This is a genomic window from Enterobacter sp. BNK-13 (assembly GCF_048685015.1).
Classification (GTDB): domain Bacteria; phylum Pseudomonadota; class Gammaproteobacteria; order Enterobacterales; family Enterobacteriaceae; genus Enterobacter; species Enterobacter quasiroggenkampii.
Map to the genome: position 1 here is coordinate 3,378,780 of NZ_JBLQTP010000001.1, position 12,284 is coordinate 3,391,063.

Sequence of the window (12,284 nt, forward strand, 5' to 3'; positions counted from 1 at the left end):
TGCGCTTACCGGGCCTACGGTTTTTGTAGGCCGGGTAAGGCGAAGCCGCCGCCCGGCAAAAAAGACCGCACGATGTAATCGCCCGGTAAGCACAGCGCCACCGGGCTTTTTTACAGCAGCGGCGGGATTGTCGGCACCTGCGGCGCCTCATCGATATCCTTCTGCGTCATGCGGAACGCTTCCGGGTAATGTTCGCGGCTGGTACGACGCAACGGTTCGGTATCGCGCCAGGTATAAAGACAATGCTGGCACTGATAAACGGTCCAGACCCCTTTCACCGGTGACGTCGCCATCACTTCAATATGCTCATCGGCACAACGTGGACAAATCATCTTTTCCTCCTTATTGGCGTGCAGCCAGCATCGCGGTCAGTTTTTCAGCCCAGGCTTTGGTTTCGGGGAGATCCTGTACCGGCTGGCTATAGTGGCCCCGGGTATCCGGTGCGACAGGCGTGGTCGCATCGATAATCAGTTTGTCGGTAATGCCCGCCGGACTGGATCCTGGATCGAGTTCCAGCACCGACATGTTCGGCAGCTGCACCAGATCGCCTGCCGGGTTGACCTTCGACGACAGCGCCCACATCACCTGCGGGAGGTTGAACGGGTCGACATCCTCATCCACCATGATCACCATCTTCACGTAGCCCAGGCCGTGCGGCGTGGTCATGGCGCGCAAGCCAACCGCGCGGGCAAAACCGCCGTAACGCTTTTTGGTGGAGATAATCGCCAGCAGGCCGTGGGTGTACATCGCGTTCACCGCCTGCACTTCCGGGAACTCCGCTTTTAGCTGCTGGTAGAGCGGCACGCAGGTGGCTGGCCCCATCAGATAATCAATCTCGGTCCACGGCATACCGAGATAAAGGGATTCGAAAATCGGTTTGGTGCGGTAAGAAACTTTGTCGATACGCACAACCGTCATGTTACGGCCACCGGAGTAGTGCCCGGTAAACTCGCCAAACGGACCTTCAATTTCGCGCTTGCGGCCTTCAATCACCCCTTCCAGGATCACTTCAGAACCCCACGGTACGTCGAAGCCGGTCAGCGGCGCGGTGGCAATCGGATATGGGCTTTCACGCAGCGCGCCGGCCATTTCATACTCTGACTGGTCGTATTTCAGCGGCGTCGCGCCCATGAGGGTAATGATCGGATCGTTGCCGAGGGTAATAGCAATCGGCAGGTCTTCGCCGCGCTCTTCGGCTTTGTGCAGATGCAGAGCGATATCGTGCATCGGTACCGGCTGCAGGCCGAGCTTGCGCTTGCCCTTCACTTCCATGCGATAGATGCCGACGTTCTGCTTGCCGAAGTTATCCGGGTCAAGCGGATCGCGCGAGACGACGCACGCTTTATCGAGATAGAACCCCCCGTCGCCGTCGTTCAGACGGAACAGCGGCAGAATATCGAACAGGTTAATGTCTTCACCGTCCACCGTATTCTGCGCCCAGGCCGGATTGGCGCGGCGCTCTGGCGCAATCGGGAATTTATCCCAGCGGCGAATAAACTCGTCGATCTGCTTTTTCACCGGTGTGTTCGCAGGCAGCCCCATCGAGATGGCATGGTTCTGCCAGGAGCCAATGGTGTTCATCACCACGCGGGCATCGGTAAATCCGCGTATGTTGTCGAACCACAGCGCGGGCGCGCCGTCACCGATGCGGCCAGTCGCGTTGGCTGCCGCCGCCAGATCCGGCTCGGCGTTTACCTCTTCCTCAATTTTCAGCAGTTGCCCTTGCTCATCGAGCGCCTGCAGGAAGCTTCTCAAATCATCAAATGCCATCTTTATTCTCCTGTGAAAAATGTTTCGCCTCCCGCAACCCGTTCCAGCGGCGCGCCTTTTTATGCTCCAGACCAAACTGGTCAAGCACGCGGGTCACAATATGCTGGGTAATGTCATCGGCGGTTTGCGGGTGGTTGTAATACGCAGGCATAGGCGGCACCATCGCCACACCCATGCGGGAGAGCGCAAGCATATTCTCCAGATGAATGGTGCTGAGCGGCGTTTCACGGGGCACCAGCACCAGTTTGCGCCCCTCTTTCAGCACCACATCCGCCGCACGGCCCACCAGCCCTTCGGCATAGCCCGCGCGGATCCCGGCCAGCGTTTTCATGCTGCAGGGAATGACGATCATGCCGTCGGTACGAAATGAACCGGAGGAGATGGTGGCGGCCTGGTCAGCCGGGCTGTGGACGACGTCAGCCAGCGCAGCAACGTCCTGCGCGGTGTAAGGGGTTTCCAGTTCAATGGTGGTTTTTGCCCACTTCGACATCACCAGATGCGTCTCTACTTCCGGCATTTCCCGCAGCGCCTGCAGCAGCGCCACGCCCAGCGGAGCACCCGTTGCTCCCGTCATTCCCACGATTAATCTCATTCAGCACCTCAATCAATTTGTTCGTACACGAACATTATGAGTAAACTACTCCCGGATCGATTTCCTGACAAGATTGTTCGTATACGATCACACGAATTGCTAAAAAATGCCGCGTTAAAATCTAAAGCAAGAGCGGCTATCATAGAGGGAGATTTTTTCCGTCGGAGTGTTCATGGAACTAAGACAAGAGGCGTTCCACCTGTTACGTCAGCTTTTTCAACAGCATACCGCCCAGTGGCAACATGCATTACCGGAGCTGACCAAGCCGCAGTATGCGGTGATGCGCTCTATTGCCGAGCATCCAGGCATCGAACAGGTGGCATTAACTGAAGTCGCGGTCAGCACGAAAGCGACCCTGGCGGAAATGCTCAGCCGCATGGAGGCGCGCGGGCTGGTCAAACGCGAGCACGACCCTGCGGATAAGCGCCGTCGCTTTGTCTTCCTCACGCCAGAAGGTGAGGCCCTGCTTGCAGACTGTAAGCCGGTAGGCAATGAGGTTGATGAGGCCTTTTTAGGCCGTCTAAACAAGGCCGAGCGGGAGCAGTTCTCGGCTCTCATCAAAAAGATGATGCACGATTAATTCACGCTGGTGCGCATAAAATCGATAAAGGTGCGCACTTTCGCTGACACATGCCGGGCATCAGGATAGACCGCATAGATGCCCTGCCGCGCAAAACTATACCCCGGTAAAACCGTCACCAGCGTTCCCGCATCAAGCGCATCGCGCACCAGCCATTCCGGCAGTAACGCCACGCCACCGCCTGCGAGCGCAAAAGCCATTAGCGACTGAGCGCTGTCGGCAAACAAACGCGGCGCTTTTTTTATCTCCAGCATGTCAGGCGCACCGCTGGCATCTTTCACCTGCCAGCGCAGCGGCGAGGCCAGGCGCTCGTGGATGATCCAGTCGGCTTGCGACAGCTGCGCAAGCGAGTCGATCGGGTTTCGCGCAAGCCACTCGGGCGTTGCGACGGGGAGAATAGAAAAGTGAGAAATCAGTGCGGCATGGTTGCGCGAATCGACAAGCGTGCCCAGCCGGATGGCCACGTCAAAACGCTCCGAGATAAGATCAGCAGGCAGTGACGACGAAGCATGTCGTACGCGAAGATCCGGGTGCTGCTGGCTAAACCTGGCCAGCAGCGGCACCACGATCCGGGAGCCATATTCCGGCGTGGTCGTGATCCGCAGTTCGCCGGTGAGCCCCGCATGGTTCGCGCGGACATCTTCCTGCAGCCGTTCGGCGTCCTTCAGAAGCGCCACGCTGCGCTGATGAAACAGCGCGCCCGCCTCGGTTAACGTCAGGCGGCGGGTAGAGCGCAGCAGCAGCGTAACACCCAGCTCATCTTCAAGCTGGCGAATATTGAAGCTGACGACCGCTTTTGTCAGCCCCATCGCCTCGGCGGCCGCCGTAAAACTGCCGGTGTCGGCCACTGCGATAAACATCTGCGTCCTCTGTAGGTTAATCATCATCTCGCCCGATACTGTCAAAATATTTTTGACAGTATATCGCGCTTTGTCAGGTTTATCCGTGATTCCCGAGCCGATACGATACGCCACCTCACCGGAGGATCCACCATGACGTATCGCAGCAAAATTGCCGTTGTCTATCTGCTGGGCTTTTTTCTTGATTTGATCAACATGTTTATTGCCAGCGTCGCCTTTCCGGCAATGGCTCACGCCTTTACTGCCACGCCTTCTGCGCTTGCCTGGGTCAGTAACGGGTATATTGCCGGTCTGACGCTGGTGATCCCGTTCAGCAGCGTGCTCACGCGCCGCATCGGGCCAAAGCGCGTCATCCTGCTTTCGCTTTTTCTGTTCAGTGCCGCCTCTGCTGCGGCAGGCACGTCGGCAACACTTGAGAGTCTGATCGCCTGGCGAGTGCTTCAGGGCGCAGGAGGAGGCTTACTGATCCCGGTCGGACAGGCGCTGACCTGGCAACAGTTCAGGCCGCACGAGCGGGCCCGACTCTCCTCAGCGGTGATGCTGGTTGCGTTGCTTGCCCCGGCCTGCTCCCCGGCTGTCGGCGGCGTGCTGGTGCAGACGCTGGGCTGGCGATGGATCTTTTTCGCCACGCTCCCGGTGGCTATTGTGACCTTTGTTCTGGCCTGTCTGTGGCTTAAACACGAAAAACCCACGATGAACGCGGCCAGACTGCTAAACCTGACCTTGCTCGCGGACCCGCTTTTGCGTTTTTCCATGCTTGTCTATTTATGCGTCCCCGGCATATTTATTGGGGTGAACGTCACGGGCATGTTTTATCTTCAGCACGAGGCGAACATGAGCCCAGCCGCAACGGGAATGCTCATGCTGCCGTGGTCTGTGGCATCGTTTCTCGCCATCACGGCGACGGGACGTTATTTTAACCGTATCGGCCCCCGGCCGCTGATCGTCATCGGCTGCCTGTTGCAGGCGGCGGGTATTCTGCTTTTGATTGACGTCAGCTCGTCAACACTGTTGCCTGCCGTCGCGTTTACCCTGATGGGCGCGGGAGGAAGCCTGTGCAGCAGTACGGCTCAGAGCAGCGCGTTTCTGACAATGCGCCGGGACGAGATGCCGGATGCCAGCGCGCTGTGGAATCTTAATCGTCAGCTGAGCTTTTTTGCCGGTGCCCTGCTGCTTGCGCAGGTGCTGAACCTGGCGCAGGCGTGGCTGACACCTCACGCCGCCTGGCACGGGATGTTTATTTTTGCTGCAGGCATGACCTTGCTGCCTGTACTGTACGTTTTTCGTCTTAACAATACGCAGGTGCTAAACCAACTGCGACAGGAGAATACATGACGCCTTTCGAACACGACATTATCGACCTCCACATTGCGCTTGAAGACTGGTTAGGCAAAGGTGAAGGCGATCCCGACGCCCTGCTCGCCCGTTTCCGTCCCGATTTTCTGATGATCCCGCCGGGCGGTGTGCAGATCGACTATCGCGGCCTGGCCAGTTTTCTGGAAAAACAGCGCGGAAGCCGTCCCGGGCTGAAAATTGTCATTGACGAATTAACCACGATCCAAAGCGGCGAACGGGGTGCTGTGATTCACTACCGGGAGACGCAAACCCGTCCAGACCTGCCCGTCAACGTGCGCTGGTCGACCGCGGTGCTCAGTCAGGAAGGCGACAACATAACGTGGCGTCTGCTGCACGAGACGGCGGCACAGCCGTAACACAAAAGAAAAAGGCCCGTCTCACGACGGGCCTTTTTTGACGAAAGGTTGCTTATTCGCGGAACAGCGCTTCGATATTCAGACCTTGCCCCTGCAGGATTTCACGCAGGCGGCGCAGACCTTCAACCTGAATCTGACGAACACGTTCACGGGTCAGGCCAATTTCGCGGCCAACGTCTTCCAGTGTCGCAGCTTCATACCCCAGTAAACCGAAACGACGTGCCAGCACTTCACGCTGTTTGGCGTTCAGTTCGAACAGCCATTTGACGATGCTCTGTTTCATGTCATCGTCCTGCGTGGTGTCTTCCGGACCGTTATCTTTTTCATCGGCCAGGATGTCCAGCAGCGCTTTTTCGGAGTCGCCACCCAGCGGGGTGTCAACGGAGGTAATGCGCTCGTTGAGACGCAGCATACGGCTTACGTCATCAACCGGTTTATCGAGTTGTTCGGCAATTTCTTCTGCGCTTGGCTCGTGGTCCAGTTTATGGGACAACTCGCGTGCGGTGCGCAGGTAAACGTTCAACTCTTTGACGATGTGGATCGGCAGGCGGATCGTACGGGTCTGGTTCATAATAGCCCGTTCGATGGTCTGACGAATCCACCAGGTCGCGTAGGTTGAGAAACGGAACCCGCGTTCCGGGTCAAACTTCTCAACTGCGCGGATGAGACCTAAGTTGCCCTCTTCAATCAGATCCAGCAGAGCCAGACCACGATTGCCGTAACGGCGGGCAATTTTCACGACCAGTCGCAGGTTACTTTCAATCATGCGACGACGCGAGGCGACATCACCACGCAAAGCACGACGTGCGAAATAGACTTCTTCTTCGGCCGTTAGCAGTGGGGAGTAACCAATCTCCCCAAGGTAAAGCTGAGTCGCGTCCAGTACACGCTGTGTGGCACCCTGCGATAACAGCTCTTCTTCAGCCAAATCGTTATCACTGGGTTCCTCTTCTACTAAGGCTTTTTCGTCAAAAGCCTCTACTCCGTTCTCATCAAATTCCGCGTCTTCATTTAAATCATGAACTTTCAGCGTATTCTGACTCATAAGGTGGCTCCTACCCGTGATCCCTGAACGAGACACCCTGGCTGGCATGCCCCGTCAAATTATCGCTGCGGCAAATACTGCAGCGGGTTTACGGATTTCCCCTTGTAACGAATTTCAAAATGCAAGCGTGTAGAACTGGTTCCGGTGCTACCCATGGTAGCGATTTTTTGCCCCGCCTTAACTTCTTGTTGTTCCCGGACCAGCATTGTGTCGTTATGGGCGTAGGCACTCAGGTAATCATCGTTATGTTTGATGATAATAAGATTACCGTAACCGCGCAGAGCGTTACCGGCATACACAACGCGTCCATCTGCGGTCGCGATGATAGCCTGTCCTTTACTCCCTGCGATATCGATCCCTTTATTTCCCCCTTCGGAGGAAGAGAAGTTCTCGATAACCTTGCCGTCAGTCGGCCAGCGCCATGCAGAAATCGGCGAACTGGAGGTCATACTGCTGGCAGTCGGTTCAGTAGAGCTAACCACAGGTGCCGTAACCGGTGCTGTGACAGCAGTCGCAGTCCCTTTATTATTCGGCAACATTTTGTTAGCAGTCTGATCACCTGAATCCTCAGAATACGTAATTACAGGTTGTGAAGCAACCACCGTGGTGGATTTTTGTGCAGGCTTAACGCTGTTATTTTGAGCCGTCACATCGGCCGCTGAAACCGTGTTGCCAGGCGTAAGCGGCGTGCCCGTCGCGTTGCCCACCTGGAGCGTTTGCCCGACTTCCAGACCGTATGGGGCCTGGACGTTATTGCGCTGCGCGAGGTCACGGAAATCGTTCCCGGTGATCCACGCAATGTAGAACAGCGTATCGCCGCGTTTCACGGTATAGGTGCTGCCACCGGTGTAGCTGCCTTTCGGAATGTTCCCATACTGGCGGTTATAGACTATGCGGCCATTTTGGGTCTGAACAGGTTGTTCAACTGGCTTAACCTGCATTGGCTGTGTAACAGGATGTTGCACAGGCTGAATTTGTGGCGTTTGCTGCGGTGCAGCCGTCCCCATTTTAGGTGGCGGCGTGATTAACATTCCGCTGGACGTGTTACCGGAGCCGCTGTTTCCGCCGACGGAACTGACGGGCGCAGGCGCGTTGTTAGAACTTGTACAGCCTGCCAGCCAGAGCGAAACCAGTGATAATGCCGCAACACGGCTGATGGTGAATTTAGGGCTTCCCGCGCTCATTTATCCCCCAGGAATGTGTTAACTACCAGTGACTTAAAATTTACCGTGATGGCACGAATCTTTCGCGCCACACCATACGCTGAATTTGCCTTAATAACCCTGGATAATTCCGAGTCTCAGGCCAACTCCCCCTTCACCAGAGGCACAAAGCGCACGGCTTCCACGGTGTCGATAATAAACTCGCCGCCGCGCCGACGAACGCGCTTCAACAGCTGCTGCTCGTCCCCGACCGGCAGAACCAGAATGCCCCCCTCGTCCAGCTGCGACAACAGGGCTGCTGGAATTTCAGGCGGGGCCGCCGTCACGATGATCGCGTCAAACGGGGCACGAGCCTTCCAACCCTGCCATCCATCACCGTGTCGTGTCGAAACATTATGTAAATCAAGTTGTTTCAGGCGACGACGCGCCTGCCACTGTAAACCTTTGATCCGCTCAACGGAGCAAACATGATGCACCAGATGCGCCAGGATCGCGGTCTGATACCCCGAACCGGTGCCAATCTCCAGCACGCGGGAGTCGGGCGTCAGCTCCAGCAGCTCCGTCATGCGAGCCACCATGTAAGGCTGCGAAATCGTCTGGCCCTGCCCGATGGGCAGCGCCACGTTTTCCCACGCTTTGTGTTCAAACGCCTCGTCTACAAATTTCTCACGCGGAACCAGGGCGAGCGCTTCAAGCACGTGCTCGTCGCGGATCCCCTGCGCGCGTAGTTGTTCCAGAAGAGTTTGTACACGTTTGTTTACCATTGCGCGTTCACTCCTGCGCGATCCAGCCAGCCCGACACCACATCATGCGCGCTATACGCGGTTAAATCTACGTGCAGCGGGGTAACCGAAACATAGCCTTCCTCCACGGCGGCAAAGTCGGTATCCGGACCCGCATCGCACTTATCGCCGGGAGGGCCGATCCAGTAAAGCGTGTTGCCGCGCGGATCCTGCTGCGGGATCACCTGATCGGCAGGATGTCGACTCCCGCAACGGGTGACGCGGATGCCTTTAATTTCATCAAGAGGAAGATCCGGCACGTTGATGTTGAGGATGCGTCCGGTACGCAACGGCTCGCGGCCGAGCGCCCGCAGGATCGAACAGGTCACCGCGGCGGCGGTATCGTAGTGCGTGTAGCCGTTCAACGAGACCGCCAGCGCCGGGAACCCCAGGTGACGTCCTTCCATTGCGGCCGCCACGGTGCCGGAGTAAATCACGTCATCGCCGAGGTTAGGCCCGGCGTTAATGCCGGAGACGACGATATCCGGACGCGGCCGCATCAGCGCGTTTACGCCCAGAAAAACACAGTCGGTTGGCGTGCCCATCTGTACGGCAATATCGCCATTTTCAAAGGTAAAGGTGCGAAGCGACGACTCCAGCGTCAGCGAGTTAGACGCTCCACTGCGGTTACGATCGGGTGCCACAACCTGCACATCCGCAAACTCGCGGAGGTGTTTCGCCAGGGTCTGAATGCCTGGCGCGTGGATCCCGTCATCGTTACTCAGCAATATTCGCATAATCACCCGAGGTGTTGATAAGTTCCCTGACAACACTGGTGGCAAAGCTGCCTGCCGGCAGCCAGAAGCGTAACTCGACGGTCACGTCATCCCACCAGTTCCAGCTTAACTGCTGCGGATAGAGCAGCATCGCGCGGCGTGCCGCGTCGACTTTTTCCCGCACCAGCAAGGACTGCAATTCTGGCGCATCCGCCACGGCTGACTGCTCGGCGGCCAGGGCGTCGCCCTGTGTTCCCCAGTCGCCCGTACCGGGCAACGCAGCGGTGATCAGCAGCCCTTTTGCGTCCACGCGCGACTGGACATCGGCCATCTCTTCGGCCGTTGCCACAAACCAGCTTCCGCGTCCCGCTAATTGTAGCGCATCGCCAACAACAACTTGATTCGCGTCCGGTTTTTTCAGCCTTTCGCTCACAATCTGATTAAACAACGCACTGCGGGCCGCCGACAACCAAAAACTGCGTTTATTCCTGTCCCGCACCGGCGCGTCGCTTTGCGCCCAGCGCAGTGCGCCCTGCAGGTTGCTGCCGCCAATGCCGAAACGTTGCGCGCCAAAGTAGTTCGGTACGCCGCGGTCACTGATGGCGTTCAGACGTTTTTCAACGTCTTCACGATCAGTCACTTCGCGCAGCACCAGCGTAAACGCGTTGCCTTTCAACGCCCCCAGACGCAGTTTGCGCTTGTGGCGGGCATATTCCAGTACCTTACAGCCCTCAAGCTCAAATTTGCTTAAATCAGGCATCGTATTGCCGGGAACGCGCGCGCAGAGCCACTGTTCGGTGACGGCGTGTTTATCTTTCTGCCCGGCAAAGCTCACCTCGCGGGCATGAATTTTGAGAAATTTTGCCAGCGCGTCGGCCACAAAGCGGGTATTGCAGCCATTTTTCAGAATACGCACCAGGATATGTTCGCCTTCGCCATCCGGCTCAAAGCCCAGATCCTCGACCACGAGGAAATCTTCAGGGCTGGCTTTCAGCACCCCGTTCCCCTGCGGTTTGCCATGCAGATATGTCAGGTTGTCGAAGTCTGTCATTTGCTCGCCTTCACCAGCAGCGCCACGGCTTCACAGGCAATCCCTTCGCCACGACCGGTGAAGCCCAGCTTCTCGGTCGTCGTCGCTTTCACGTTCACGTCGTCCATATGGCAGCCCAGATCTTCTGCAATAAATACGCGCATCTGCGGAATGTGCGGCAGCATTTTCGGGGCCTGGGCGATAATCGTCACGTCGACGTTGCCAAGGGTGTAGCCTTTCGCCTGGATGCGGCGCCACGCTTCGCGCAGCAGTTCACGGCTGTCTGCCCCTTTAAACGCCGGATCGGTGTCCGGGAACAGCTTGCCGATATCACCCAGTGCGGCCGCGCCCAACAGCGCGTCGGTCAGCGCATGCAGCGCCACGTCGCCATCAGAATGCGCCAGCAGCCCTTTTTCATAAGGAATGCGCACGCCGCCAATGATAATTGGGCCTTCGCCGCCAAAGGCGTGTACATCAAAACCGTGTCCAATTCGCATTATGCCTTCTCCTGATGGGTCAAACGGGTAAGATAAAATTCCGCGAGCTGTAAATCTTCCGGACGCGTCACTTTAATATTATCAGCACGTCCTTCAACAAGCGTTGGGTGGAAACCGCAGTACTCCAGCGCAGAGGCTTCGTCCGTAATGGTCGCACCTTCGTTAAGCGCGCGCGTTAAGCAGTTGTGGAGTAATTCGCGGGGGAAAAATTGCGGCGTCAGCGCGTGCCATAGATCGACGCGATCGACGGTGTGGGCGATAGCCCGTTTGCCCGGCTCGGCACGCTTCATGGTGTCGCGCACGGGGGCGGCCAGAATGCCACCCACTTTGCTGGTTTCGCTCAACGCCAGCAGGCGAGCGAGATCGTCCTGATGCAGACACGGACGCGCCGCGTCATGCACCAGCACCCACGGCGCGTTACCGGCAGCCTGAATGCCTGCCAGCACGGAATCGGCGCGCTCGGCACCGCCATCGACAACGGTAATCTGTGGATGATTTGCCAGCGGTAGCTGCGCGAAGCGCGCATCGCCCGGGCTGATAGCGATGATCACCCGCGTCACCCGCGGGTGCGCCAGCAGCGCCGCCACGGCGTGCTCGAGGATCGTTTTATCGCCAATAGAGAGGTATTGCTTGGGACATTCTGTCTGCATGCGCCGGCCAAAACCTGCGGCCGGCACCACGGCGCAAACGTCCGAAAAAGTTACTGCCATGTCGTAATCCTGGGCCTGATTATCGATTGTTTTGTGCTGAGCCCTGATTGCGTTTAGACGCATCCGGAACCAGACGATAAAAGGTTTCGCCCGGCTTAGTCATACTGAGTTCATTGCGTGCGCGTTCCTCAATCGCCTCTTGCCCGCCATTGAGGTCATCAATTTCAGCGAAGAGTTGATCGTTTCGCGCCTTAAGTTTGGCGTTTGTTGCCTGCTGAGCCGCGACGTCATCGCTCACCCGGCTATAGTCGTGCAGTCCGTTCTTACCGAACCACAGCGAATATTGCAGCCAGATTAGCAAAGCCAGCAACAGCAGCGTTAGTTTACCCATCCTGCCCCCTGAAAAACGGCATCATCATCCCAAGACCTCCCCAGAGCACTACGCCGGGGTAACAGAGATGCCGCAACATCGCGGGCAAATGTACCACATTTTTTCCGCAGAATCGTCCTGCTCAATATCGTTACACAGTTGGTTACGGTTTGAATTATGGCTGAAGTTAGCCCATGAGCCACAAAAATAACAGACCAAACATCAGAACCACCGTCACAATCGTGACCACGGTACTGTAGAGCAGCTTGCCATTGAGAAGCGAGTGCAGCGCAATGCCGACGACAACCGCCACGGGCATCAGCGCCAGAAAGAAAGGCCAGGTGTAGAGAAAGAAGAACAGCGTGTTGCCGCCGTAGATAAGAAACGGGATACCCAGCGCCAGCAACCATGAGACGAAGCCAATGATGGCCCCAGGAAATGACCAGGTCGTTTCGTCGTCGGTCGCAAGCGGCTCCGACCCGGTGGTGGTAATGTAATGTTCACTGTTGCGCATAGC

The 12,284-nt window shown here is 57.2% G+C and carries 16 protein-coding genes; 3 read left to right on the forward strand and 13 right to left on the reverse strand.

The annotated features are described in order from the left end of the window. Nucleotides 1-110: 110 nt before the first annotated feature. From ACMGGQ_RS16280 to ACMGGQ_RS16290, 3 genes are read right to left on the reverse strand one after another with little or no spacing between them, the layout of a single operon-like run. Complete coding sequence (locus tag ACMGGQ_RS16280; RefSeq protein ID WP_003862116.1) at nucleotides 111-332, reverse strand: non-oxidative hydroxyarylic acid decarboxylases subunit D; 222 nt, start codon at nucleotides 330-332, stop codon at nucleotides 111-113. Between the two features lie 10 nt (nucleotides 333-342). Next, nucleotides 343-1,770, reverse strand: a complete 1,428-nt coding sequence (locus ACMGGQ_RS16285) for a non-oxidative hydroxyarylic acid decarboxylases subunit C (protein ID WP_008499594.1) — start codon at nucleotides 1,768-1,770, stop codon at nucleotides 343-345. Beyond that, complete coding sequence (locus ACMGGQ_RS16290) at nucleotides 1,760-2,362, reverse strand: non-oxidative hydroxyarylic acid decarboxylases subunit B (protein WP_008499595.1); 603 nt, start codon at nucleotides 2,360-2,362, stop codon at nucleotides 1,760-1,762. Before ACMGGQ_RS16290 ends, ACMGGQ_RS16285 begins: the two co-directional genes overlap by 11 nt. Nucleotides 2,363-2,534: 172 nt before the next feature. Between ACMGGQ_RS16290 and ACMGGQ_RS16295 the strand changes: the two genes are divergently transcribed. Continuing rightward, the gene (locus tag ACMGGQ_RS16295; RefSeq protein WP_023294441.1) at nucleotides 2,535-2,942 is read left to right on the forward strand and encodes a MarR family winged helix-turn-helix transcriptional regulator; all 408 of its coding nucleotides are present in this window, start codon (nucleotides 2,535-2,537) and stop codon (nucleotides 2,940-2,942) included. Here ACMGGQ_RS16295 and ACMGGQ_RS16300 read toward each other — a convergent pair. Further along, nucleotides 2,939-3,826, reverse strand: a complete 888-nt coding sequence (locus ACMGGQ_RS16300; RefSeq protein WP_420290577.1) for a LysR substrate-binding domain-containing protein — start codon at nucleotides 3,824-3,826, stop codon at nucleotides 2,939-2,941. The two genes, ACMGGQ_RS16295 and ACMGGQ_RS16300, sit on opposite strands and share 4 nt — an antisense overlap. 108 nt (nucleotides 3,827-3,934) lie before the next feature. Between ACMGGQ_RS16300 and ACMGGQ_RS16305 the strand changes: the two genes are divergently transcribed. Both ACMGGQ_RS16305 and ACMGGQ_RS16310 read left to right on the forward strand, forming a co-directional pair. After that, a complete protein-coding gene (locus tag ACMGGQ_RS16305) occupies nucleotides 3,935-5,137 on the forward strand; it encodes an MFS transporter (RefSeq protein WP_420290285.1) in 1,203 nt (400 codons plus the stop codon). Next, on the forward strand, nucleotides 5,134-5,514 hold the full coding sequence (locus tag ACMGGQ_RS16310; protein ID WP_420290286.1) for a DUF4440 domain-containing protein: 381 nt from the start codon (nucleotides 5,134-5,136) through the stop codon (nucleotides 5,512-5,514). Before ACMGGQ_RS16305 ends, ACMGGQ_RS16310 begins: the two co-directional genes overlap by 4 nt. Nucleotides 5,515-5,566: 52 nt before the next feature. Here the strand turns inward: ACMGGQ_RS16310 and rpoS are convergent, their stop codons facing one another. The 9 genes from rpoS to ACMGGQ_RS16355 all read right to left on the reverse strand — a co-directional run bounded on the left by rpoS (nucleotide 5,567) and on the right by ACMGGQ_RS16355 (nucleotide 12,281). Next, the gene (rpoS, locus tag ACMGGQ_RS16315) at nucleotides 5,567-6,559 is read right to left on the reverse strand and encodes an RNA polymerase sigma factor RpoS (RefSeq protein WP_008499600.1); all 993 of its coding nucleotides are present in this window, start codon (nucleotides 6,557-6,559) and stop codon (nucleotides 5,567-5,569) included. A gap of 59 nt (nucleotides 6,560-6,618) precedes the next feature. Continuing rightward, the gene (gene nlpD, locus ACMGGQ_RS16320) at nucleotides 6,619-7,743 is read right to left on the reverse strand and encodes a murein hydrolase activator NlpD (protein WP_420290287.1); all 1,125 of its coding nucleotides are present in this window, start codon (nucleotides 7,741-7,743) and stop codon (nucleotides 6,619-6,621) included. A 116-nt stretch (nucleotides 7,744-7,859) separates the two neighbouring features. Beyond that, nucleotides 7,860-8,486, reverse strand: coding sequence for a protein-L-isoaspartate(D-aspartate) O-methyltransferase (locus ACMGGQ_RS16325; protein WP_008499604.1), 627 nt, complete (start codon nucleotides 8,484-8,486; stop codon nucleotides 7,860-7,862). After that, the gene (surE, locus tag ACMGGQ_RS16330) at nucleotides 8,480-9,241 is read right to left on the reverse strand and encodes a 5'/3'-nucleotidase SurE (protein ID WP_021241911.1); all 762 of its coding nucleotides are present in this window, start codon (nucleotides 9,239-9,241) and stop codon (nucleotides 8,480-8,482) included. Before surE ends, ACMGGQ_RS16325 begins: the two co-directional genes overlap by 7 nt. Next, nucleotides 9,222-10,271, reverse strand: a complete 1,050-nt coding sequence (truD, locus tag ACMGGQ_RS16335) for a tRNA pseudouridine(13) synthase TruD (RefSeq protein WP_045908488.1) — start codon at nucleotides 10,269-10,271, stop codon at nucleotides 9,222-9,224. The genes surE and truD overlap by 20 nt, the downstream gene beginning before the upstream one ends. Beyond that, nucleotides 10,268-10,747 carry a 2-C-methyl-D-erythritol 2,4-cyclodiphosphate synthase gene (gene ispF, locus ACMGGQ_RS16340; protein ID WP_008499607.1) on the reverse strand — a complete coding sequence of 160 codons (480 nt, stop codon included), beginning with the start codon at nucleotides 10,745-10,747 and terminating at the stop codon, nucleotides 10,268-10,270. Before ispF ends, truD begins: the two co-directional genes overlap by 4 nt. Then, entirely contained in the window at nucleotides 10,747-11,457 is a 711-nt protein-coding gene (gene ispD / locus ACMGGQ_RS16345; protein ID WP_420290288.1) for a 2-C-methyl-D-erythritol 4-phosphate cytidylyltransferase, read from the reverse strand. The genes ispF and ispD overlap by 1 nt, the downstream gene beginning before the upstream one ends. Nucleotides 11,458-11,476: 19 nt before the next feature. Next, on the reverse strand, nucleotides 11,477-11,788 hold the full coding sequence (ftsB, locus tag ACMGGQ_RS16350; protein ID WP_008499609.1) for a cell division protein FtsB: 312 nt from the start codon (nucleotides 11,786-11,788) through the stop codon (nucleotides 11,477-11,479). Nucleotides 11,789-11,954: 166 nt separating this feature from the next. Beyond that, nucleotides 11,955-12,281 carry a DUF3561 family protein gene (locus tag ACMGGQ_RS16355; RefSeq protein WP_008499610.1) on the reverse strand — a complete coding sequence of 109 codons (327 nt, stop codon included), beginning with the start codon at nucleotides 12,279-12,281 and terminating at the stop codon, nucleotides 11,955-11,957. Nucleotides 12,282-12,284: the final 3 nt, after the last annotated feature.

Excerpts from the sequence above, each read along its gene's own strand:
- rpoS (WP_008499600.1), bottom strand. The coding sequence starts at position 6,559 with ATGAGTCAGAATACGCTGAAAGTTCATGATTTAAATGAAGACGCGGAA.
- truD (WP_045908488.1), bottom strand. The coding sequence starts at position 10,271 with ATGACAGACTTCGACAACCTGACATATCTGCATGGCAAACCGCAGGGG.
- nlpD (WP_420290287.1), bottom strand. The coding sequence starts at position 7,743 with ATGAGCGCGGGAAGCCCTAAATTCACCATCAGCCGTGTTGCGGCATTA.
- ACMGGQ_RS16280 (WP_003862116.1), bottom strand. The coding sequence starts at position 332 with ATGATTTGTCCACGTTGTGCCGATGAGCATATTGAAGTGATGGCGACG.
- surE (WP_021241911.1), bottom strand. The coding sequence starts at position 9,241 with ATGCGAATATTGCTGAGTAACGATGACGGGATCCACGCGCCAGGCATT.
- ispD (WP_420290288.1), bottom strand. The coding sequence starts at position 11,457 with ATGGCAGTAACTTTTTCGGACGTTTGCGCCGTGGTGCCGGCCGCAGGT.
- ftsB (WP_008499609.1), bottom strand. The coding sequence starts at position 11,788 with ATGGGTAAACTAACGCTGCTGTTGCTGGCTTTGCTAATCTGGCTGCAA.
- ACMGGQ_RS16295 (WP_023294441.1), top strand. The coding sequence starts at position 2,535 with ATGGAACTAAGACAAGAGGCGTTCCACCTGTTACGTCAGCTTTTTCAA.
- ACMGGQ_RS16290 (WP_008499595.1), bottom strand. The coding sequence starts at position 2,362 with ATGAGATTAATCGTGGGAATGACGGGAGCAACGGGTGCTCCGCTGGGC.
- ACMGGQ_RS16285 (WP_008499594.1), bottom strand. The coding sequence starts at position 1,770 with ATGGCATTTGATGATTTGAGAAGCTTCCTGCAGGCGCTCGATGAGCAA.
- ACMGGQ_RS16325 (WP_008499604.1), bottom strand. The coding sequence starts at position 8,486 with ATGGTAAACAAACGTGTACAAACTCTTCTGGAACAACTACGCGCGCAG.
- ispF (WP_008499607.1), bottom strand. The coding sequence starts at position 10,747 with ATGCGAATTGGACACGGTTTTGATGTACACGCCTTTGGCGGCGAAGGC.
- ACMGGQ_RS16300 (WP_420290577.1), bottom strand. The coding sequence starts at position 3,826 with ATGATTAACCTACAGAGGACGCAGATGTTTATCGCAGTGGCCGACACC.
- ACMGGQ_RS16310 (WP_420290286.1), top strand. The coding sequence starts at position 5,134 with ATGACGCCTTTCGAACACGACATTATCGACCTCCACATTGCGCTTGAA.
- ACMGGQ_RS16305 (WP_420290285.1), top strand. The coding sequence starts at position 3,935 with ATGACGTATCGCAGCAAAATTGCCGTTGTCTATCTGCTGGGCTTTTTT.
- ACMGGQ_RS16355 (WP_008499610.1), bottom strand. The coding sequence starts at position 12,281 with ATGCGCAACAGTGAACATTACATTACCACCACCGGGTCGGAGCCGCTT.